Here is a 20,395-nt window from a genome sequence, read left to right as displayed (position 1 = left end):
ATACGGCCTTCACCCAAGGAGAAACTGAAATGGCTATTCTCATCAAGAACGCACGCGTCTTCGCGCCCAAGGACCTCGGCGTGGTCGACGTGCTCATGGCCAATGAACGCATCCTCGCCGTCGGCAAGGACCTCGCCCCCAACCTCCCCGACCTGCAGACGGTCGAAGCCGGCGGCATGATCATGACCCCGGGCTTCTTCGACCAGCACATCCACGTCACGGGCGGCGGCGGTGAAGGCGGTCCCGCCACGCGCACGCCCGAGCTCGTGCTCTCCGAACTCGTCGCCTGCGGCACGACCGACGTCGTCGGCGTCTCCGGCACCGACTACACGACGCGCTCCATCCCAAACCTTCTCGCCAAGGTCCGCGCCCTTCAGGCCGAAGGCGTCTCCGCCTGGATGTACACGTCCAACTACCGCTGCCCGCCGACGCTTCTCACCGATTCCATCGGCAACGACCTCTTCTTCATTCCCGAGGTCCTCGGCGTGAAGATCGCCCTCGGCGACCACCGCTCGAGCTTCCCCGACGTCCAGACGGTCCTCTCCATGCTCGCCGACATCCGCGTCGGCGCCATGCTCGCAGGCAAGATCGGCTTCCTCCACATCCACAACGGCAACATTCCCGGCGCCTTCGCGATGTATGAGGAAATCGTCTCGCGCGGCTTCCCGGTCAAGCACATCCGCCCGACCCACTGCGGCCGCATCCGCCACGTCTTCGACTCCGCCGTCCAGTTCGCCCTCAAGGGCGGCTGGATCGACATCACGACGGGCGCCTCCTGCTGCTTCGACCATCCTGCCCAAGCCGTCGTCGAGGCGATCGCCGCGGGCGTCGACCCGACGCACATCACGCTCTCGACCGACGGTCACGGTTCCGTGCCCCGCTTCAACGACAAGGGCGAAATGGTCGGCCTCGGCGTGGGCGGCGTGGACGGAAACCTCAAGGAAACCATCCGTCTCATCCGCGATCACAACATGCCGATCGAACAGGCCCTCACGTTCACGACCTCGAACGTCGCCGGCGCCCTCGGCATCAAGGGCCACGGCGTCATCGAGACGGGCGCCTGCGCCAACGCCTGCCTCTTCACCGAGGACTTCGAGCTCAAGGGCGTCTTCGCCCGCGGCCGCGAAATGATGCGCGACGGTGAAATCCTCGTGAAGGGCACGTTCGAGTACTAACGCCGAAACAGGCCGAAAGGCCCGCGTCCGCACGTTTTCAGGAGCCGGTCCTCCCTCAGGGAGGACGGCTCCTTTTTTTCGACAACTCTTCAACAATCAGGGGCTTTGCCTGACCCATTGAGGAGATTTACAATTCCCTTTGGTGCGTCCGCCCGTGCGGCCGCATGTTGAAAAGAAAAAAGAGGACCACATGGACATTGAACTCGAATGGCTGCAGGCCACCTTGAACGATGCCTCCGAAGCGCTTCAGGACGCGCTCCAGAAGGTTGAAAACGGCGATCAGGAAGACGCGCTCGAAGTGCTCAACCACGACCTCGTGCACGTGTACGCGAAGCTCAACTACGCCGTCAACACGGCCCGCCTCGGCCCCGCGGCTCTCGACGCCATGAGCGAGGACGAACTGATCGGCTGGCCCGCCCGCATGCCCTTCCTCACCTTCGACGAGATCGACACCCTCGGCGAGGACGAAGAGGATGAAGAAGCGGTCGAGGAAGAGGACGTCAAATAAGGTCCTGACTCCCGAACGGACAGACTTCAAAAAGGAAAAGGCGCGGATCTGCTGTCCGTGCCTTTTCCTTTTTCAATGTTCCTGATTTCGACCCTCAGTCGTCTCCGCGTCCGGGACGCAGGTCGGAGAGGCGCCAGCCGCAAGCGAACATGACGGCGAAGTAGGCGACGGCTGCGACCGCCACCATGGCGAGCACGCCGCCCGCGCGCATGAGCCACGGCATCGTGGTCCAGGAGACGAAGGTCTGCCCGTACCAGAGACCCGCACCCATGAGGAGAGTGGCGAGCGCGATGCGAAGCACCGCCTTCGCCCACCCGGGAAGCGGCGTGTAGATGCCGCGGCGCATCAGGATGATCAGAAGCGTACCCGCATTGAAGACGCTGCCGACGCCGACCGAAAGGGCAAGCCCCGCATGCGAGAAGAGCGGCACGGAGACCAGGTTGACGAGCTGCACGACCACAAGGCTCCAGAAGGCGGTCTTGACGGGCGTACGGATGTCCTTGCGGGCGTAGAAGGCGGGAGCAACGATCTTGAGCGCAATGAGCCCGATGAGGCCGACCGAATACCCCACGACAGCGAGTGCGGTCTGGCTCACGTCGTCGGGCGTGAAGCTTCTGCCTTGGAAGAGGAAGGAAACGAGTGCCTCGCTCGTGAGCCAGAGGCCGACGGCCGCGGGCACGGCGACGAGGACGACGAGCCTCAGTCCCCTGTCGAGGAGCGAGTTGTAGCGCGACGTGTCGCCCTTCGCATAGGCGCTCGAGAGACCAGGGAGGAGCACGGTGCCGAGCGCAACGCCCAGAAGCGCCGTCGGGAACTCCATCAGGCGGTCGGCGTAGTTGAGCCAGGTGACCGCGCCCTTGCCGAGATGGGAGGCGATGTTCGTGTTGATGAGAATCGAAAGCTGTGCGACGCCCACGCCGAAAAGCGCGGGCACCATGAGCTTGAGGACGCGCCTGACGTCACCGTCGGCCAGACTGTCCCGAAGCCCGCGGGGACGCACCCGGATCCCGAGCCTGCAAAGCGCCAGATACTGGGTGCCGAGCTGCAGTACGCCGCCCAGGATCACCGCCACGGCAAGCGCCCAGATGGGCTCGGCCATGCGAGGCGCGAGAAGCACCGTGCAGCCGATGAAGGAGAGGTTGAGGAGAACGGGCGTCACCGCCGGCACCGCAAAGCGCTTCCAGGTGTTGAGGACGGAAGCGGCAAGCGCCGTGAGCGCCATGAAGGCGATGTAGGGGAACATGAAGCGGGTGAGCGCGCTCGCGAGGTCGAAGGCCTCGGGGGCCGACGCAAGACCGCTCGCGATCGCCCAAACGAGCAGCGGCGCCGCCACGACGCCGAGGATGCTCGCGGCGAAGACCGAAAGCGCGAGCACGGTGAAGACGTGGTCGATGAAGGTGCCCGCCTCGCCCTCGCTTCTCTCCTTCACGTCGGCGAGCATCGGAACGAAGGCCTGCTGGAAGGCTCCCTCCGCAAAGAGGCGGCGCAGCATGTTCGGAAGCCTGAAGGCAACGTAGAACGCGTCGGTCTCGGCCGAGGCGCCGAAGAAGCGCGCGATGAGCATGTCGCGGATCACGCCCGTGACGCGGCTCACCAGAGTCAGGCCTGAAACAGTAAGAGCAGACTTCAAGAGCGACATGTGTCATCCCGTCGGAAATTGGAAAATCGCAAAAAATTCTACTAGAAAACGCGCCCTCGGCTTGGAAATTTGATATAGTTGAGGGCTTTTCGGAGTCACGCAATTCAAAGCCTCCGTTCTGACAGGCCGACTGATGCCCCAACCTCAGACGGACGAAGGACGGAAGTGTTGCGCAAGGCTCTGGAAATTCACGAAATCTTTGGTGTCTCGCGCAACCGCGATGCACTTTCCCCGCCTCAAGCGGAGGTTATGCAGCGGCGTCCGGACAGCGCATGATGCGCACCACGGGAACACCGGGATCAGGCATCCCATCGGGATGCTCTGGACGCCAACTGTTTAATTTACAGGCAAGGAATTTAAAAAAATGGCCAATACCAAGCAAGCTCGCAAGCGCGCCCGCCAGATGGTTGTGCGCAACATGCACCTCTCGGCTCAGCGCAGCCAGTTCCGCACCGCCATCAAGGCCGTGCGCAAGCTCATCGTCGCCGGCGACAAGGCCGCCGCTCAGGAAGCCTTCAAGAAGGCTGAATCCGTGATCGACTCCATGGCTCGCAAGGGCGTTCTCCACACGAACGCCGCTGCTCGCCACAAGAGCCGTCTCTCCGCTTCCATCAAGGCCATGGCCTAATCGGAACGTCGGATCCTGACAAAAAAACGCACCTCCTCGCGGGGGTGCGTTTTTTTTCGTCCCTCTCCCGGCGGCTACTCAGGCGGCGCCCGCGGGAAGCACGTAGAAGAGAACCGAGAAGAACTGGAGCGCAGTACCGCCCAGCACGAAGAGATGCCAGATGGCGTGGTTGTACGGGATCCGCTCCCAGAGATAGAAAATGACGCCGAGCGAGTAAACGACGCCGCCTGCTGCCAGAAGCCAGATGCCCGCAGAGGGTAGGGCCGCCATGAGCGGCTCGAAAACCAACACGACGCACCAGCCGAGAAGCAGATAAAGCAGGCAGTTGAGCCACTCGGCCCTCTTCATGAGTACGGGCTGCAGGATGATGCCTGCGAGCGCGATCGACCAGACCGCAATGCAGAGCATCGTGCCCGTCGTCCCCTTGAGCGTGACGAGACAGAACGGAGTGTACGAACCCGCGATCATGACATAGATCGCCGAATGGTCAAGCACCTGCAGAATGCGCTTGACGCGGAGGTTCGGGATGGCATGGTAGAGCGTCGAAGCCGTGTAGAGAAAGATCATCGACGCGCCGAACACTGCGGCGGCCGTGATCGTGGCGGCGCCCGCCGTGACGGGCATCATGCTGAGCATCACGACGAGCCCCGCAATGCTCAGCAGCGCAGCGACGCCGTGCGTCACCGAATTGGCGATCTCCTCGCCTGTCGAATAGCAGCCGACTGCGGCCGCAGGACTGTTGAAAGACATGCCTGCAAATCCTCCTTCAAATCATACATTTTGTATTCATGCGAAATTAAAGGTGGAAACGAAATGTCAGGGTTGTAACCGTGCGCTATTTCACTTCGTACCGAGGAGGCTCCGAACAAAGACAGGAAAGCAAAAGAGCCGCTTGCTGAACGTGTCCGCAGGCGGACCTTTTGCATGATCATTGATCACGAAAAGACTCGGTTCAAGCTTCAGCCCAGACGCACGGGCTCCATCTCGAGCTTCACGCCGAAGAGCTCGAAGACGCGCTTCTGAATCCTTTCAGCGAGCGCCATGACGTCCTCGCCCGTGGCGCCGCCTCGGTTGACGATAATGAGCGCATGGTGCTCGTAGACGCCAGCAGGACCTTCGGCCAAGCCCTTGAAGCCTGCGGCCTCGATGAGCCAGGCGGCGGCGAGCTTCATGCGACCGCCTCCGAGCCTGTAGTAGACGAGGCTCGGATGCTTGGTGAGGAGCTCGTGCCAGTGAACCTTCGTGACGATCGGGTTCGTGAAGAAGGAGCCTGCGTTCCCGATCACTGCGGGATCGGGCAGCTTGCGGGCGCGCACGGCCCGCACGATCTCACTCATGACGGGCGCGGTCACGGTTTCGGCCGTGAGGCCCCGGGCCTCAATCTCGGCCTCGAGGTCCTTGTAGCCCAGCACGGGCGTCCAGACGGCGGGAAGACGCAGCGTTACGGAGAGCACCACGAAGTTGCGGCCCGCCTCGGTCTTCATGATGCTATGGCGGTAGCTGAAGTCGCACTCCTCGACGGTGAGGACGCGCACGACCTTTTCGGCGCGGTCGTAGACCGTGACGGAGGAAAGGCGCTCAGCGAGCTCGACGCCGTAGGCGCCGATGTTCTGCACGACGGCTCCGCCCACCGTGCCCGGAATGGCGGAGAGGTTCTCAAGGCCGCCGATGCCCGCCTTGAGGGTGCGTGCCACGATGTCGTCGAAGACCTCGCCCGCGCCGCACTTGACGAGCACGTCGCCGTTGGGAGCGGCGGACATCTCCACGCCCTTGATCGTGATGCGGATCGTCATGCCCGGCACGCGGCTCATCGCGATCGTATTGGCGCCCGCGCCGAGAAAGTGCACGGGCAGACCGTTGGCGTTCGCTTCAGCAAGATGAGCCTCAAGCTCGTCGAGAGAGCCTGCCTCGGCATAGTGGTCCGCTTCGGAACGCGTCCCGAAGGTGGTGAGGCCGTCGAGCGGCCTGTGGGCTTGGATGCTTGAAATCATGGCGTTTTGACGGCTGTCGCGAGCCGCCCCTTGTTGTTAGTTCTGACTTGATTATAGGCAGGGTCTGCTCCACGCCCACGCAAGATGCACCCGCGCCCGTGGTTTGTCCCATCCCGCCTTGACAGGCGGGGCGGGATGCGGTAGAAACGTCGGATCCCGCAACGGCCGCTCCGCGGCCCACACTTTTGGAGACTCAAATGCCCTCTTTTGACGTTGAAGTCAAGGCCGACGCCGTCGAGCTTCGCAACGCAGTCGATCAGGCCCAGAAGGAAATCGGCACCCGCTACGACTTCCGCGGCACCAAGGCTTCTGTCGAGCAGAAGGACCTCGAACTCTACCTCGTCGCCGAAAGCGACTTCCAGCTCCGTCAGGTCCGCGACGTGCTCATCGGCAAGCTTGCCAAGCGCGGCATCGACGTGCGCTTCCTTGATGAGACGAAGGCCCCCGAAAAGATCGGCGGCGACTGCCTCAAGCAGACCATTGTCGTGAAGGAAGGCGTCACGAAGGAACTCGGCAAGACCATTCAGGGCATCATCAAGAACGCCAAGGCCCTCAAGCTCACGGCCGCCATCCAGGGCGACATCGTGCGCGTCTCGGGCGCCAAGCGCGACGCCCTTCAGGAGGCCATCGCGCTTCTCAAGACCGAAGTGAAGGAAGTTCCGCTCAACTTCACGAACTTCCGCGCGTAACGAAAGGCTGCAGGACGACGTCCTGCGCTTCAAGAACAAAGATGACGCCCGTTCGGGCGTCCTCTTTGTTCTTCAGCTTTGGAAAGGGCTCAGATGCCGAGCTTTGCAATCCTCTCGGCGACCTTCGACTCGATCGCCTCGGACGTGAGGCCGACGTCCTCAAGAAGCTCGGCCTGCGTGCCCTGTTCGATGAACTCGTCGGGCAGGCCGAAGCGCATCACGGGCCTGACGACTCCGTTGTCAGCAAGCACCTCGAGAACGGCGTTGCAGGCGCCTCCCATGAGCATGCCCTCTTCGGCACAAACGATCAGATCGTGCGTACGCGCGGCCTCAAGCACGGCCTCCTCGTCGACCGGCTTGACGAAGCGCATGTCGATGAGCGTGCCGTCGAGCTTTTCGGCAACAGGAGCGAGCACGTTCGTCATGCTACCGAAGCCGAGGAAGGCCACGCGACTGCCCTTTCGCAGGGTGCGCGAGCGGCCGACGGGAATCGTCCCGCCCCCGGCCGTCACCTCGACGCCTGGGCCGCGGCCGCGCGGATAGCGGACGGAGGCGGGCGTGTTCATCGAGTAGGCCGTGTTGAGCATGAGGCGGCACTCGTTCTCGTCGGAGGGCGTCATCACCGTCATGTTCGGAATCGTGCGAAGAAGCGAAATGTCGAAGAAGCCGTGGTGCGTCGCGCCGTCGGCGCCCACCAGACCGCCTCGGTCGATTGCGAAAACGACGGGCAGGTTCTGGAGCGCCACGTCATGAATGACCTGGTCGATCGCACGCTGCAGGAAAGTCGAGTAGATCGCCACGACGGGCTTGATGCCCTCGCAGGCAAGGCCTGCAGCATAGGTGACCGCATGCTGCTCGGCGATGGCGACGTCGCGATAGCGCTCGGGATAGCGGCGCGCGAACTCGACGAGTCCCGAGCCCTCGCGCATGGCGGGCGTTATGCCGTAGAGGCGCTTGTCGGCGGCGGCCGTGTCGCAGAGCCAGCGCCCGAAGACTTCGGTGTAGGTCGGTCTGCCCGGCTTCTTTTCGGGAAGGCCGAGAAGCGGATCAAAGACGCCCACGCCGTGGTAGGCCGTCGGATCCATTTCAGCAGGCTCGTAGCCCTTGCCCTTCTGGGTCGCGACGTGCAGCACGCACGGGCAGTTGAGCCTGCGCAGGTTCTTGAGCACCTCGACGAGTCCGACGACGTCGTGGCCGTCGACGGGACCGTAGTAGTTGAGGTCGAAGCTCGAGAAGATGCCCGAGGGCGGACTCACGAAGTTGATCGCCTGCTTCTCCATACGCTTGGCGATGTCCCAGAGTCCGGGCACGGGCTTGAGGACGCGCTTGGAGATTTCGCGCGCGCACGTGTAGGCGCGCGTCGAGACGATCTTCGCGAGATGATTCGAGAGCGCGCCCGCAGGCGGCGAGATCGAGCAGTCGTTGTCGTTGAGGATGACGAGAAGCCTGACGCCTTCCTTCCAGACGCCCGCATCGTTCAGGGCTTCGAGCGCCATGCCGCCCGTCAGCGCGCCGTCGCCGATCACAGCGATGTGCCAGCGGTCGGTCTTGTCCTCAAGGCGGGCCGCAATGGCCATGCCGAGTGCGGCCGAGATCGAGGTGGAGGAGTGCGCGGTGCCAAAGGCGTCGTAGGGAGACTCCGTGCGCTTCGGGAAGCCCGAGAGGCCGTGGTGCTTTCTCAGCGTGGCCATGCCCTCACGGCGTCCCGTCAGGATCTTGTGGGCGTAGGCCTGATGGCCGACGTCCCAGATGACGCGGTCCTCGGGCGTGTTGAACGCCGTGTGAATCGCGATGGCGAGCTCCGTCGCGCCAAGCGAGCTCGAAAGATGGCCGCCCGTCTTCGAGACGGACTCGACCATGAACGCGCGGAGCTCCTGAGCGAGCTGCGGGAGCTGGTGCACGTCGAGCCTGCGCAGGTCCGCAGGCGAGCTGATGGAGTCGAGAAGCGTTTGCTGAGTCACTTGAGGGCGGCCTATATGTGAAGTTGGGTCATTTTAGTGCGAGCGCGCGATCACGTAGTCGGCGATCTGTGCAAGACGGTCGACCGCGCCTTCGGGGACGGCGGGATCGGCCGAGACGAGCGCAAGCGCGGCATTGGCGCGGTCATGCAGCTCTCGGGCGCGCGTACGTGCACCCTCGAGCCCGAGGAGCGACACCCAGGTGGGCTTGTCGTCCTTCTCGTCCTTGCCGGCGGTCTTGCCGAGGGTGGCCGTGTCCTGCGTGCAGTCGAGAATGTCGTCGACCACCTGAAAGGCCACGCCGAGCGCGTCTGCATAGGCCGCAAGGCCTCCTCTGGCACCGTCGCCGAGCCTGTCCCAATCGCCCGCCTGAGCACCGCAGAGGACGGCGGCCTGAATGAGGGCGCCGGTCTTCATCGCCTGCATGCGCAGGAGTTCGGCCTCGCCGGGATGCCCTCCCACCATCGCGAGGTCAAGGGCCTGACCGCCGCACATGCCGCGCACGCCGGCCGCACGGGCGAGCGTGGCGCACAGGCGTGCGGCCGCAGCGGGCGGTTCGACGGCTGCGAGCACCGTGAAGGCTTCCGTCTGAAGCGCGTCGCCCGCGAGCATCGCGGTCGCTTCGCCGTACTGCACGTGCACCGTGGGCTTGCCGCGGCGAAGCGTGTCGTTGTCCATCGAGGGCATGTCGTCGTGCACAAGCGAATAGGCGTGCACGAGCTCAAGCGCAAGCGCCGCGCGGTCAAGCGCCTCGGGGCTCGCGCCCGAAACGGCGCCTGCGGCGTAGGCCAGAAGCGCGCGCACGCGCTTGCCGCCGCCAAGGACCGCATAGCGCATGGCACCGATCAGCCGTCTGGGCTCGCGGCCCGGCTTGGGCAGCGTGCTGTCCGCATACCACTCGAAATGTCTGGCCGTCTCGGTCATCCAGACCTTGAAGTCGTTCTCGGAAGCTTCCGTCATTGAGTTCACCTCTCTTTCTTTTGTCGTGCGCCGCAACCGCAGGGGATCAGAACGGCGCCACCTCGTCGTCGGATTCGGCGCGCAACGTCTCAATTGTCCTGCGTGCCTCCTCGAGCTCTCGCCTGCAGCGCTTCAGAAGCGCCGTGCCGCGGGCATACCCCGCCACGCTTTCCTTGAGCGTCGCTTCGCCGGAGGCCATGCTGCTTGTGAGCTCCTCGAGCTCTTCAAGCGCCTCTTCAAAGGTGAGTTCCTCAACGGGTTTAAGATCTGTCATCGAAGTCATTCTTCCAAAAATGCCGTCCGGCCCGAAAAGGCCGAAAGCGCGCCGCCCGCATTGTCCGGGCATATCCTTGCATTGTACCTAAAGCCCGAGCGTTTCTCTGACGGACTCCGCCTGCGCCCCCGCACGCAAGCCGTCCAAACGCCGCAATCGTCCGCCGATCATGATCAAAAGCCTCTGGATGCTCGTCGCATCGCTACTCTTCGCCCTGATGGCCGCCTTCGCACGCATGGGCGCCTCCGACTTCTCCGCGCTTGAACTCGTCTTCTACCGCTCGGCCTTCGGCGCCGCCGTCATCGCACTCTGGGTATGGGCGCAGGGCTTCACGCTGAGGACGCCGCTCGTGCGTGCGCATTTCATGCGCAGCTTCCTCGGCACGTTCGCACTCACGATCTGGTTCTACGCAATCTCGAAGCTGCCGCTCGGCACCGCCATGACGCTCAACTACACGAGCCCGCTCTACATGGCCCTCATCGTCATCTTCCTCGCCGTAAAGAACGGCGAGTCCTTCAGCCGCGCAAGCGCCGCAGCCGTCGTGCTGGGTTTCTTCGGCGTCACGCTCGTGCTCAAGCCCGAACTTTCTCCCGGCCAGACCTTCCCCGCGCTCGTCGGTCTCACGTCCGGCTTCTTCGCGGCCCTCGCCTACTTCCAGATCCGCCAGCTCAGCCGCATGCAGGAGCCAGAATGGCGAATCGTCTTCTACTTCACGCTCTTCGGCACGGTCTGGGGACTCGGCGGACACCTGCTGCTTGCGGGCGGCATGACGCCCGTCACCTGGGACAACGCGCCCGCTCTCCTCGGCATGGCGGTCACCGCTACGGGCGCCCAGCTTGCGATGACCCGCTCCTGGGGCAGCGCCAACACGCTTCTCACCGCCGTCTTCCAGTACTCGGCCATCGTCTTCGCCGCAGGCTTCGGACTCGCCTTCTTCGACGAACCCGTCGGTCTCATGAGCGCCGCAGGCATCGCCGTCATTCTGGTTTCGGGCGTCTGGGCCGCCGTCATCGCCAAAAAGAAGTCCTGATGAAAACGAAAGGGGCGCACGCTAGGACTCATGACCCCGCCATACGGCCCCTTCTTGCATTCAGGTCTTTCAGGATCAGTGCCCGTGAGGATCCGCCTGCAGCTGGACGCCGGGCTTCTCATGCTCATGTCCCTCGTGGCCGTGGTCATGCCCAATACCGAGGATGACGGTGCTCAGCAGCACGCCCGCAATGAAGAGAACGAGCTGCCTGAGGCCGTCTCGCCTTGTCCTGCAGTCCCTGAAGACCTCGGGCAGCAGGGCATGAAGCGTGATGAAGAGAAAGGAGGCGGCGGAGGCAGCAAGCGCAAAGGGCAGCGCCTCACGCGAGAAGCTCACGGCGGCCCAGCCCGCGACGCCGCCCGCCAGAGTCGGTAGCGCCGCGGCCACGCACCAGAGCACGGCGCGGCGAGCATCGAGTCCGCAGTTCTTCAGAATCACCATGTAGCCCGTCGACTGGGGAATCTCGTGGCAGCAGACGGCAAGCGCCACCAGCCAGCCCGCACGCTCGTCCATGAGGAAGGTGCTGGCGATCAGCACGCCGTCGACGAAGTTGTGCAGTCCCGCTCCCGTCATCACGGCCGTCGCGACCGCACGCCCCGGATGAGCCTCGCCGCATCCCTCGTGCCCGTGATGCGTGAAGATCCGCTCCAGAAACAGAAAGAGCAGGACCGTGCCGAGCATGACGAGTCCCAGATCATGCGCCTCGACCCCGGGCATCTCAAAGGCCTCGGGAATGAGGTGCGTGAGCGCAACTGCGGCAAGCAGCCCGCAGGCGACCGCGAGGAGCTGCTCGGAGAGGCCCGCAAGCCATCGGCAGGAAAGCAGCGCGGCAACGGAAATCGAAAGGACTCTCGTCAAAACGCCTGCGGCAAGGATGTGTAGAAGAGTATCCATGTTGTTTTCTATTGACTGTCAAAGAGGCGGAGGGCAGCCTTGAAACCCTGTTTTCGGGCGTTGCTATTTTACGACAGAGCGCCGAGCCCCGACCATCATGCACGCTCCCTATAAGAGCACCCATGCCAATAGGTAAATAATCATTGGCTGCCTTTTGATCGAAATCAACATCACGCCGCAATCCACGTACATTGGGCGCCCCCTTCGGAAACTCCCGCAAAAGCAAACTGAAGCACGCACCGACGAATACGCGTTTACCCTAGGTCTTATATATGAGCTAGGTGAATAGAATCGAGTCAAAGCGGGAGCAAACATTCCGTCAGCGTCGTTGCACCCTCTTTCCAACCGTGCGGCGGCTATATAAGAGTAACAACAGCTAGGGGTGGAGATTATGTCCTCCAAAATAAAAATCAGTCTGGCCTGGCAGATGATGATCGGGCTCGCGCTCGGTATCGTAGTCGGCGCGCTCGTTGATTCCTCCTTCGCCCAGACGTGGCTTCAGCCGCTCGGCGACCTCTTCATTCGTCTGATCCGAATGGTGGTCGTTCCTCTCGTTCTGGCAACGATCATTGCCGGCGCCGCCGGCATCTCCGACACGTCCAAGCTCGGTCGTGTCGCCGTCAAGGTTCTTCTCGTCTATGCCGTGACGACCGGCATCGCCGTGGCCTGCGGCCTGCTCTTTGCAGGCATCATCCAGCCGGGCATGGGCCTTGACCTCTCCACCGAAGGCCTTCAGGCCAAGGAAGTCGTGGCGCCCCCGCTCGTCAAGACGCTGCTCGCCATCGTCCCGATCAACCCCATGCAGGCCATGGCCGAAGGCTCCATGCTTCAGATCATCTTCTTCGCGGTGATCTTCGGCTTCGCCCTCTCCGGCCTTGGTGAACGCGGCAAGCCCGTGCTTCACTTCTTCGAAATCGTCGGCGACGTGATGATCCGCGTCACCCACATGGTCATGCTCTACGCCCCGATCGGCGTCTTCGGCCTCATCTCGTTCACGGTCAGCCGTCACGGCCTCGCCGTCCTGCTTCCGCTCGGCGCCCTCATTCTCACGGCCTTCCTCGCGACCGTCGTGTTCGTCGGTATGATCCTGCTGCCGCTCGTGCGCATCGCGACAGGCATACCGATCATGACCTTCCTCAAGGGCATCTTCGAACCGTGGCTCGTCGCCTTCACGACCTGCTCGTCCGCCGCCGCCCTTCCGGCCAACCTGAACGCCGCCCGCAAGCTCGGCTCCACGAAGGCGATCTCCTCCTTCTCGATCCCGCTCGGCAATACGATCAACATGAACGGTACGGCCATCTACATGGGCGTCTGCTCGATCTTCGCGGCTGAAGTCTACGGTCTTCCGCTCACGATGGCCGACCAGCTCACCATCGTTCTGATGGGCGTTCTCGCCGCCGTCGGCACCGCCGGCGTTCCGGGCGCAGGTCTGATCATGACGACGATCATCTTCACGCAGGTCGGCATTCCGCTCGAAGCCGTTGCGCTCATCGCCGGCGTCGACCGTATTCTCGACATGATCCGCACGTCCATCAACGTGGTCGGCGACGTGGCCGCCGCCGTCATCGTCACCAAGATGGAGGGCGACCTCAATTCCGAACCCTATGTCGAGGGAGCGGACTAAGGTTCGCTGAACCGCTCTGACAAACCAGGAAAACGCCCCTGCAGCCTTGACTGCAGGGGCGTTTTCCTTTCGGAATCGGATCGTCGGACTACTTGCCCGAAATCGGCGTCAGAGTCTCGGCCTGAACGCGCAACTCCTCAAAGGGCAGGCGCAGGGCCCTGCCGAAAACCTCGTAACGGACGTCCCTTCTCAGAGTGACGCCCGTGCGGGCCTCGTTCGGAATCTCGACGCGCACGTTACCCGTGCCGTCTTCGAAGACGTAAACGCCGTCCTCAGGCTCAGCCGTGATGTGGCCCCTGAAGTAGACGAGCTCGTCGGCCCGGGCGTTCTTCTGAGCGGCGGCCACCGTGTCAAAGCTGACGTAGGCGTGGCGCGCCGTGACCTCGGCCTGAGCGCCGCCGAGTGCGAGGGCAAGCGCAAGGCCTGCCAGACAGGACTTGAACATTTCTTCTCCTTTGCAGGCACGCTCCCAGAGGAACGCCTGCGTGGATGCGTGATTGATGAACGAACGGGCGCCGGCGCGGAGGATTCACCTGAAGCCCCGTGAGGGTTGCCTGCGCCACATTCTCATGGGCCATCATTTTGCGCCTTTGCGGCGTGTGAAGCATGCGCCGATGCTTGCCCTAGGGCAAGAGATGCCGTGAAATCCCGTAATTGAATGACACGCTCTGATACAGATGCAAACGTCGGTTCATATCTCCAATATGGTATGTTTTGCCTGTTGCGGTCAAGTCCCGACCGCATCAAAAAAAAGGAGAAAAACTGCCATGAAGCTGCGCCACGCCGCCGCGATCGTCCCGTGCGCCATCGCACTCACCGCCTGCACCGCCGTCACCAGCACCCAGAACGCCGACCTCGCGGGCCGCTCCCTAATGTGGACCGACGGTGCCACCGAGGAATGTGAAGTCCCGCCGTCCATCAAGTTCGGCGCCGACGGCAAGGTCTCCGGCAACGCAGGCTGCAATCTTCTCGTCGGCGGCTGGACACTCCAGGGCGACAAGCTCGACCTCTCTCAGCTCGGCTCCACCCGCCGCATGTGCGGTCCCGAACTCATGAAGATGGAGGACGCCTTCCTCTCCAACCTTGGAAAGACCGTCTACGTCGAGACCGAAGGCGACAAGGTCAGGCTCCTTGACGCCGAGCGCAAGCTCGTCATGACGCTCGTGCCCGAAGCCCCCGGCGTCTGCAAATAAGATCCGGATTCACCATTCCAAAAAGGGAGGCCCGTTTTCACGGCCTCCCTTTTCTTTTGCATCAACTCTCGGGGAAGAGGATCGAAAGCCGTCAGTGCGCGGCCCCCCAGCTGTCCCCCATGCCGACCTCGGCGACGAGCGGAACGGAGAGCGAGGCGACGGCGGCCATCAGTTCGGGCACCTTCCTGCGCACGAGTTCGGCCTCTTCGACAGGCGCCTCGAGAATCAGTTCGTCGTGCACCTGGAGGACGAGCCTAGAGCGAAGACCTTCGGCTCTCAGCCAGGCGTCGACCGCAATCATGGCCTTCTTGATGAGGTCCGCCGCAGTGCCCTGCATGGGCGCATTGATGGCCGCGCGCTCGGCGGCCGCCTGAACGGGCTTGCGCGAGCTCGCGATTTCGGGAATCCAGAGACGGCGGCCGAACGCCGTCTCGACGTAGCCGCGCTCATGCGCCTCTGCGCGCTTGGCGTCCATGTAGACGCGCACGCCGGGATAGCGCGCGAAATACTCGTCGATGTAATGGGCGGCCATGCGGCGCTCGATGCCCAGGTTCTGGGCAAGACCGAAGGCGCTCATGCCGTAGATGAGGCCGAAGTTGATGACCTTGGCCATTCGACGCTCGTCGGCCGTCACCTCCTCGGGCTTGCGACCGAAGACCTCCGCTGCGGTCGCACGGTGAATGTCCTCGCCGCGCGCGAAGGCGTCCAGAAGCCCCTTGTCCTGCGAGAGGTGGGCCATGATGCGAAGCTCGATCTGCGAGTAGTCGGCGGAGATGATCACGTTGCCCGACTCGGCGACGAATGCCTCCCTCACCGCACGGCCCTCGTCGGTTCGCACGGGAATGTTCTGCAGGTTCGGATCCGAACTCGCCAGACGCCCCGTCACGGCGACGGCCTGACCGAAGGTCGTGTGCACGCGGCCGTCCTTCGGGTCGACCATGCGCGGGAGCTTGTCGAGATAGGTGCTCTTGAGCTTCGTGAGACGACGGTGCTCGAGAATGAGCTTCGGCAACGGATAGTCGAGAGCGAGCTCCGTCAGCACCTCCTCGTCCGTCGACGGCGTGCCGGTACCCGTCTTCTTGCTCGAGGGAAGCCCGAGCTCGGTGAAGAGCACCTGCGCGAGCTGCTTGGGACTCGACAGATTGAACTCATGCCCCGCCGCCTTGTAGGCGTCGGCCACAAGGCCGTCGATGCGAACGGTGAGGGCTTCGGACTGTTGCGAGAGCCTGAAGTCGTCGAGCGCAACCCCCGCCTCCTCCATGCGGCCGAGCACGCCGATGAGGGGCTGCTCAAGCGTTTCGTAGATCGCCATCAGCCCATCCTCAAGATCGAGCCTCGTCATCAGCACGGCATGAAGCGCACGGATTGCGGCGGCCTCCTCGCCGAGGAGCTCCACGACGGCCTTCGGATCAGCATCCTTTGCCGCAATGGCCTTCGCGCCCTTGCCTACGACGCTCTCGCGGGTGGGAATCGAACGCGCAAGCGAGCGGGCGGCAAGAAGCGGCAGCTCGTGCTTCAGATGAGCCTCGAGCACATAGCTCATCAGCATCGTGTCGTGCAGCATGCCGCCGAGCCTCACGCCCTGGGCGAGGAAGACATGCGCGAGCGTCTTCGCGTCATGTGCGACCTTGGCAGCGGAACCCTCGAGCCAGGGACGCATCACGTCCATGACGTGCGCGACGGGGAGCTCCTCCGTGAAGCGGATCACGAAGACGTCCTTGATGGAAAGCGCGACGCCGAGCGCGGCAGGCTCTGCATGACGGGCGTCGCCGTCCCAGAGCATCGTAAGCGCGACGGGCATGGCGCGGCTCTCGTCGAGCAGCCTGCCTGCGAACAGCTCGAGCGTCATGCGGTCGGCGATTTCGGTCACGGGCAGCTCGTCGGGACGCTCGACCAACGCGGGCGAGAAGCTCACCTGCATCACGGGTGCGGCGGGCGCCGCCTTTTTGGCGGGAGCGGGCTTCGGAGCAGGCTTGGCGGCAAGCGCCTCGGCCGCAAAGGCCTCTCTGGAAAAGAGTCCGCCGAGATCGTCGGGCTCGGCCGTCCCTGTCGCCGCAGGCTCGGCGGAGGCGCCGATGCCGGAAGGCGCGGCGCGCTTGAGGGTCGAAAGCGACATCTCCCAGCGACGGCAGAAGGCGGAGACAGCATCGGGATCGGCGGGCTTCACGACGAGGGCCTCAGGCACGCATCCCTCGGGAAGCTTGACCGTACGACAGATCGTGGTGAGGCGGCGTGCGTCGTCAAGGAAGGCAAGCCCCGCGCGCAGATATTCGCCCGCCTTGCCCTTCACTTCACCCGCATGAGCCTTGACGCCCTCAAGGTCACCGTATTCGGCGATCCACTTGGCGGCGGTCTTCGGACCGCACTTCTCGATGCCGGGCACGTTGTCGACCTTGTCGCCCATGAGGGAGAGGTAGTCGACGATGCGCTCAGGCGGAACGCCGTACTTTTCAATGACGCCCTCGCGGTCGTAGAACTTCACGTTCATCGTGTTGATGAGCACGATGTCGTCGTCGACGAGCTGGGCCATGTCCTTGTCGCCCGTGGCGATGATGCTCTTCATGCCCGCGGCGCGCGCCTTTTCGGCGATCGTCGCGATCACGTCGTCGGCCTCGACGCCGGGCACCGAAACGACGGGCCAGCCGAGGTCCTTCAGAATGCCGTGAAGCGGTTCGATCTGCACGCGCAGGTCGTCGGGCATCGGCGGACGGTTGCTCTTGTACTCGGGGAACATCTCGTGGCGGAAGTTCTTCCCCTGCGCGTCGAAGATGATGACGGCGTGATCGGGCTTGGCAAGCGCCCAGACCTTGCCGAGCATGCCCAGAAAGCCCCGGACGGCCCCCGTCGGCTCGCCCGAACTCGTGCGAAGGTCGGGAAGGCCGTGAAAGGCGCGGAAAAGATAGTTGGAGCCGTCGATGAGAAGAATCTTGGACATGTTGGAAGTCGTTGCTGCAAATGTATGAATGGGCCGTAAAAACCGGCTGCCGTAAGAATAGCCGAAAAAGCCGTCCGCCACGGCGAAGCCAGAGACGCATCCATACATGCGGACACACTTCGCCTGTCGCCTCTGAACGCCTCGCCGTGGCACAATTGGACTGACAGGGCCGCGATGCGCCGCAGGAGGTCTCGCAGGCGCATTCCGACCATTCATGGGCCTGACGCCCGCCGGCCCTGCCTCCCTTCACCGCGCCGCCGCTTCCGCGAAGCCCATGACGAGCGGCGCAAAGGATTAGCCATGACAAAAACCAGAAACTGCCTGTCCGCCCTCTGTCTCATCGCCGTTTCGACCGCCGCCTGCGCGGCTCCTTCGGCTCCGAACGACGCGCCGCCCCCGTACGCGGGCGACGTGAAGGTCGAGAAGCCCGCTCCGCAGTCCGGACCCGCAGCCCGCAAGCCGTCCGCCGAGGAGGCCAACCCGCTCCTTCCGAGCAAGGCCGACATGGAGAAGGCCCGCGAGGAGCGCGCCCACGGCCATCTGCCGCCCAAGTTCGACCGCCAGACCAAGATCGAGGAGGTCCGTGACGAAAACAACCGCGTCACCGAATACGTCGTGACGCCGGGCACCACCCAGATCCCCTATCGCATCGAGAACAGGGCCGAACGTCCGATCGACTCCTCGCCTGCGGGCAACTCCAAGAGTACGCTCGGCACGACCAAGTTCATCGAACTCGGCTGGTAACCGCATCCCTTTATGGCACAAGCATTCAATTACGCCGACGGCCTGCGTTGGTTCGGCGAGGGCGTCCGCGCCCTCAGGAACCGGCCGCTCGGGCTCGTCGGCATCGTCGTCTTCTACGTCCTCATAAGCGGCCTGCTCTCGGGCCTGCCCGTCGTGGGCACGATCCTCGCAGGCGTCTGGATGCCGTTCGGAGCCGTGCTCACGGGTTTTGCCGCCCGCGAGGCGCTCGCAGACAGGCTTCCCGGATACGCACCGCTTCTCGCCGCCTTCAGGAAGCAGGGCATGCGCCTGCACCTCATCGCCGTGGGCCTCATCAGCGCCGGCGTGCTTGAGCTCGTCATGCTCGTCTTCCAGCTGCTTTCCGCCGACCAGATCGCGCAGTGGAAGATGGTCGAGGGGGCGATCGACCCCGAAAGCGTCGCGGCACACTTCCCGTCCGCAGGCGTTGCGGCGGCGCTTGTCCTCTACACTCCGCTCTTCATGGCGACGCTCTTCGCGCCGCTTCTCATTGCGGACGCGGGCCAGGGCGCGGGCAAGAGCTTCTTCTACTCCTTCTTCGGCATCCTGAGGAACTTCTCGGCCTGCCTCACGACGGCCGTCCTCCTCGTGCTGATGACGAGCGCGGCGGTATTTCTCACCGTCGGTGCGGGCCTTGCCGCCGGGCTCGGCGGCGCCACGACCTACATCACGCCGATCATCGCGATCCTCGTCACGACGATCGCTCAGGCCTGCGTCTGGCCGATGTACCGCGACCTCTTCGGTCCGAAAAACCTCTTCGAGCGTCTCGACTGAGTCCGCCTGAGCTCATTGTCGACCCTGTCGACATCATCAAGGAAGGCCGCGTCACCGCGGCCTTCTTCACATCCTCACGCCTCGAGCCCCTCAAAAAGCGAGGGCTGTCCGTCGTCCCTCTGCGCGGGCGATCCCACGGCAAGCCCCAGCAGCCTGACGCCGCCCTTCGGAATCTCCATGCCCGCCAGAAGCCTGCAGGCATCCTCCGCCAGCCTCGTCATGGCGTTCGCATCATAGGGAACCTCGGCCGCCACCGAGCGCGTGCGCGTCGTGAAGTCGTGGCTTCTCACCTTGAGTGAAAGCGTGCTTCCTGCAAAGTCCGCGCGGCCGAGCCTGAAGGCAAGCTCGGCGGCAAGCTCTCCGATGATCCCCCTCAGGCGCACGGGATCCCTGACGTCCCGCTCAAAGGTCCTCTCGCACCCGACGCTCTTGCGAACGCGGCTCGACCTCACGGGCCTGTCGTCGATCCCGCGCACGAAGCGGTAGAAATCGTAGCCAGACTGTCCGAAGTGGCGCATCAGATCGGAGAGCGGCACGGCTCGGAGTTCAGGCGCCGTTCTGATGCCGAGCGCATGGAGTCTGGCGGCCGTGGCGGGGCCCACGCCCCAGAAGGCCTCTACGGGCAGGCGGTCGATGAAGTCGATCGCCCTTTCGGGATGGATCGTGCAGAGACCGTCGGGCTTTCGCCAGTCGGAAGCGACCTTGGCGAGGAACTTGTTGTAGGAGACGCCGGCGCTCGCCACAAGGCCGAGCTCCTCGCGGATCGCGCGCTTGATGGCGACCGCCACCTCGACGCCGAGGGCGAGCCCCTGCTTGTTGACGGTCACGTCGAGAAAGGCCTCGTCAAGGCTGATGGGCTCGATCACGTCGGTATAGCGCCTGAAGATCTCGTGGATCTGACAGGAGACGGCCTTGTAGTGGCTCATTCGTCCCTCGACGAAGATCAGTTCGGGACAGAGCTCGCGCGCCCTCGAACTCGGCATGGCGCTGTGCACGCCGAAGCGCCTCGCCTCGTAGCTTGCCGTCGCAACGACGCCGCGCCCCTGAGCGTGTCCGACCGCGATCGGGCGTCCCCGAAGCTCGGGGCGGTCACGCTGCTCGACCGAGGCATAGAATGCGTCCATGTCGACGTGCACGATCCTGCGCGAGACGTTGCGCACAAGCGTGAGGCCTTCGGCCCCGTTTCCTGCGGAAACGCATGCGGGAACTGACTGTGAAGCGGGAGGACGTGTTGCCATGGTCGTCATTGTCGGGAAAGGGGGATTTCGAACGACAGGATAAATCAGATCGCAGGGCCTCGAGGCGCCGTCTACCTCCAAATTCCGTCTTTCGGACATGGTCTGCGGGTTGCAAAAGGACTA

19 protein-coding genes are annotated in these 20,395 nt (G+C 63.7%); 9 read left to right on the top strand and 10 right to left on the bottom strand.

The features are described 5' to 3' along the window. The first annotated feature begins 29 nt into the window (after positions 1-29). Positions 30-1,175: a beta-aspartyl-peptidase gene (gene iadA, locus HMPREF9465_RS08165; RefSeq protein ID WP_005435884.1), complete on the top strand. Its 1,146-nt coding sequence runs from the start codon at positions 30-32 to the stop codon at positions 1,173-1,175. 190 nt (positions 1,176-1,365) lie between these two features. Further along, positions 1,366-1,683, top strand: coding sequence for a hypothetical protein (locus HMPREF9465_RS08160; RefSeq protein WP_005435874.1), 318 nt, complete (start codon positions 1,366-1,368; stop codon positions 1,681-1,683). A gap of 94 nt (positions 1,684-1,777) precedes the next feature. Here HMPREF9465_RS08160 and murJ read toward each other — a convergent pair whose 3' ends face one another. Then, positions 1,778-3,322: a murein biosynthesis integral membrane protein MurJ gene (murJ, locus tag HMPREF9465_RS08155; protein ID WP_005435872.1), complete on the bottom strand. Its 1,545-nt coding sequence runs from the start codon at positions 3,320-3,322 to the stop codon at positions 1,778-1,780. Between the two features lie 364 nt (positions 3,323-3,686). Here murJ and rpsT point away from each other — a divergent pair, with 364 nt between their 5' ends. Continuing rightward, on the top strand, positions 3,687-3,950 hold the full coding sequence (gene rpsT, locus HMPREF9465_RS08150) for a 30S ribosomal protein S20 (protein WP_005435869.1): 264 nt from the start codon (positions 3,687-3,689) through the stop codon (positions 3,948-3,950). 78 nt (positions 3,951-4,028) lie between these two features. On the opposite strand, the gene trhA is transcribed toward rpsT, so the two are convergent. Next, the gene (trhA, locus tag HMPREF9465_RS08145; RefSeq protein WP_005435868.1) at positions 4,029-4,700 is read right to left on the bottom strand and encodes a PAQR family membrane homeostasis protein TrhA; all 672 of its coding nucleotides are present in this window, start codon (positions 4,698-4,700) and stop codon (positions 4,029-4,031) included. A 209-nt stretch (positions 4,701-4,909) separates the two neighbouring features. Further along, entirely contained in the window at positions 4,910-5,941 is a 1,032-nt protein-coding gene (gene murB / locus HMPREF9465_RS08140) for a UDP-N-acetylmuramate dehydrogenase (protein WP_005435867.1), read from the bottom strand. Positions 5,942-6,138: 197 nt separating this feature from the next. On the opposite strand from murB, the gene HMPREF9465_RS08135 reads away from it, so the two are divergent. After that, positions 6,139-6,630: a YajQ family cyclic di-GMP-binding protein gene (locus HMPREF9465_RS08135; RefSeq protein ID WP_005435866.1), complete on the top strand. Its 492-nt coding sequence runs from the start codon at positions 6,139-6,141 to the stop codon at positions 6,628-6,630. 89 nt (positions 6,631-6,719) lie between these two features. Here the strand turns inward: HMPREF9465_RS08135 and dxs are convergent, their stop codons facing one another. Genes dxs through xseB form a run of 3 tightly spaced genes read right to left on the bottom strand, consistent with a single transcriptional unit; the run spans position 6,720 to position 9,822 of the window. Next, positions 6,720-8,591, bottom strand: coding sequence for a 1-deoxy-D-xylulose-5-phosphate synthase (dxs, locus tag HMPREF9465_RS08130; RefSeq protein WP_005435865.1), 1,872 nt, complete (start codon positions 8,589-8,591; stop codon positions 6,720-6,722). A gap of 33 nt (positions 8,592-8,624) precedes the next feature. Further along, positions 8,625-9,548: a polyprenyl synthetase family protein gene (locus tag HMPREF9465_RS08125; RefSeq protein WP_005435864.1), complete on the bottom strand. Its 924-nt coding sequence runs from the start codon at positions 9,546-9,548 to the stop codon at positions 8,625-8,627. A gap of 46 nt (positions 9,549-9,594) precedes the next feature. Continuing rightward, the gene (gene xseB, locus HMPREF9465_RS08120; protein ID WP_005435863.1) at positions 9,595-9,822 is read right to left on the bottom strand and encodes an exodeoxyribonuclease VII small subunit; all 228 of its coding nucleotides are present in this window, start codon (positions 9,820-9,822) and stop codon (positions 9,595-9,597) included. 169 nt (positions 9,823-9,991) lie between these two features. On the opposite strand from xseB, the gene HMPREF9465_RS08115 reads away from it, so the two are divergent. Beyond that, positions 9,992-10,852, top strand: coding sequence for a DMT family transporter (locus HMPREF9465_RS08115; RefSeq protein WP_005435862.1), 861 nt, complete (start codon positions 9,992-9,994; stop codon positions 10,850-10,852). Positions 10,853-10,927: 75 nt separating this feature from the next. Here HMPREF9465_RS08115 and HMPREF9465_RS08110 read toward each other — a convergent pair whose 3' ends face one another. Then, positions 10,928-11,746 (bottom strand): ZIP family metal transporter, encoded by an 819-nt coding sequence (locus HMPREF9465_RS08110; protein ID WP_005435861.1) that lies wholly within the window; start codon positions 11,744-11,746, stop codon positions 10,928-10,930. 391 nt (positions 11,747-12,137) lie between these two features. Between HMPREF9465_RS08110 and HMPREF9465_RS08105 the strand changes: the two genes are divergently transcribed. Next, on the top strand, positions 12,138-13,370 hold the full coding sequence (locus HMPREF9465_RS08105; RefSeq protein ID WP_005435860.1) for a dicarboxylate/amino acid:cation symporter: 1,233 nt from the start codon (positions 12,138-12,140) through the stop codon (positions 13,368-13,370). An 88-nt stretch (positions 13,371-13,458) separates the two neighbouring features. Here HMPREF9465_RS08105 and HMPREF9465_RS08100 read toward each other — a convergent pair whose 3' ends face one another. Beyond that, positions 13,459-13,815, bottom strand: a complete 357-nt coding sequence (locus HMPREF9465_RS08100; RefSeq protein ID WP_005435859.1) for a NirD/YgiW/YdeI family stress tolerance protein — start codon at positions 13,813-13,815, stop codon at positions 13,459-13,461. A 322-nt stretch (positions 13,816-14,137) separates the two neighbouring features. Between HMPREF9465_RS08100 and HMPREF9465_RS08095 the strand changes: the two genes are divergently transcribed. Then, a complete protein-coding gene (locus HMPREF9465_RS08095; protein ID WP_005435858.1) occupies positions 14,138-14,563 on the top strand; it encodes an META domain-containing protein in 426 nt (141 codons plus the stop codon). 91 nt (positions 14,564-14,654) lie between these two features. On the opposite strand, the gene polA is transcribed toward HMPREF9465_RS08095, so the two are convergent. Next, positions 14,655-17,498 (bottom strand): DNA polymerase I, encoded by a 2,844-nt coding sequence (polA, locus tag HMPREF9465_RS08090; protein ID WP_005435851.1) that lies wholly within the window; start codon positions 17,496-17,498, stop codon positions 14,655-14,657. Between the two features lie 300 nt (positions 17,499-17,798). Between polA and HMPREF9465_RS08085 the strand changes: the two genes are divergently transcribed. Next, a complete protein-coding gene (locus HMPREF9465_RS08085; protein ID WP_005435850.1) occupies positions 17,799-18,242 on the top strand; it encodes a hypothetical protein in 444 nt (147 codons plus the stop codon). Positions 18,243-18,254: 12 nt separating this feature from the next. After that, on the top strand, positions 18,255-19,034 hold the full coding sequence (locus HMPREF9465_RS08080; protein ID WP_005435849.1) for a BPSS1780 family membrane protein: 780 nt from the start codon (positions 18,255-18,257) through the stop codon (positions 19,032-19,034). Between the two features lie 74 nt (positions 19,035-19,108). Here the strand turns inward: HMPREF9465_RS08080 and dinB are convergent, their stop codons facing one another. After that, entirely contained in the window at positions 19,109-20,272 is a 1,164-nt protein-coding gene (gene dinB, locus HMPREF9465_RS08075) for a DNA polymerase IV (protein WP_147645284.1), read from the bottom strand. Positions 20,273-20,395 lie beyond the last annotated feature (123 nt).

It is taken from the genome of Sutterella wadsworthensis 2_1_59BFAA (assembly GCF_000297775.1).
Taxonomy (GTDB): Bacteria; Pseudomonadota; Gammaproteobacteria; order Burkholderiales; family Burkholderiaceae_F; genus Sutterella; species Sutterella wadsworthensis_A.
This window is presented reverse-complemented; position numbering and strand designations above follow the sequence as displayed.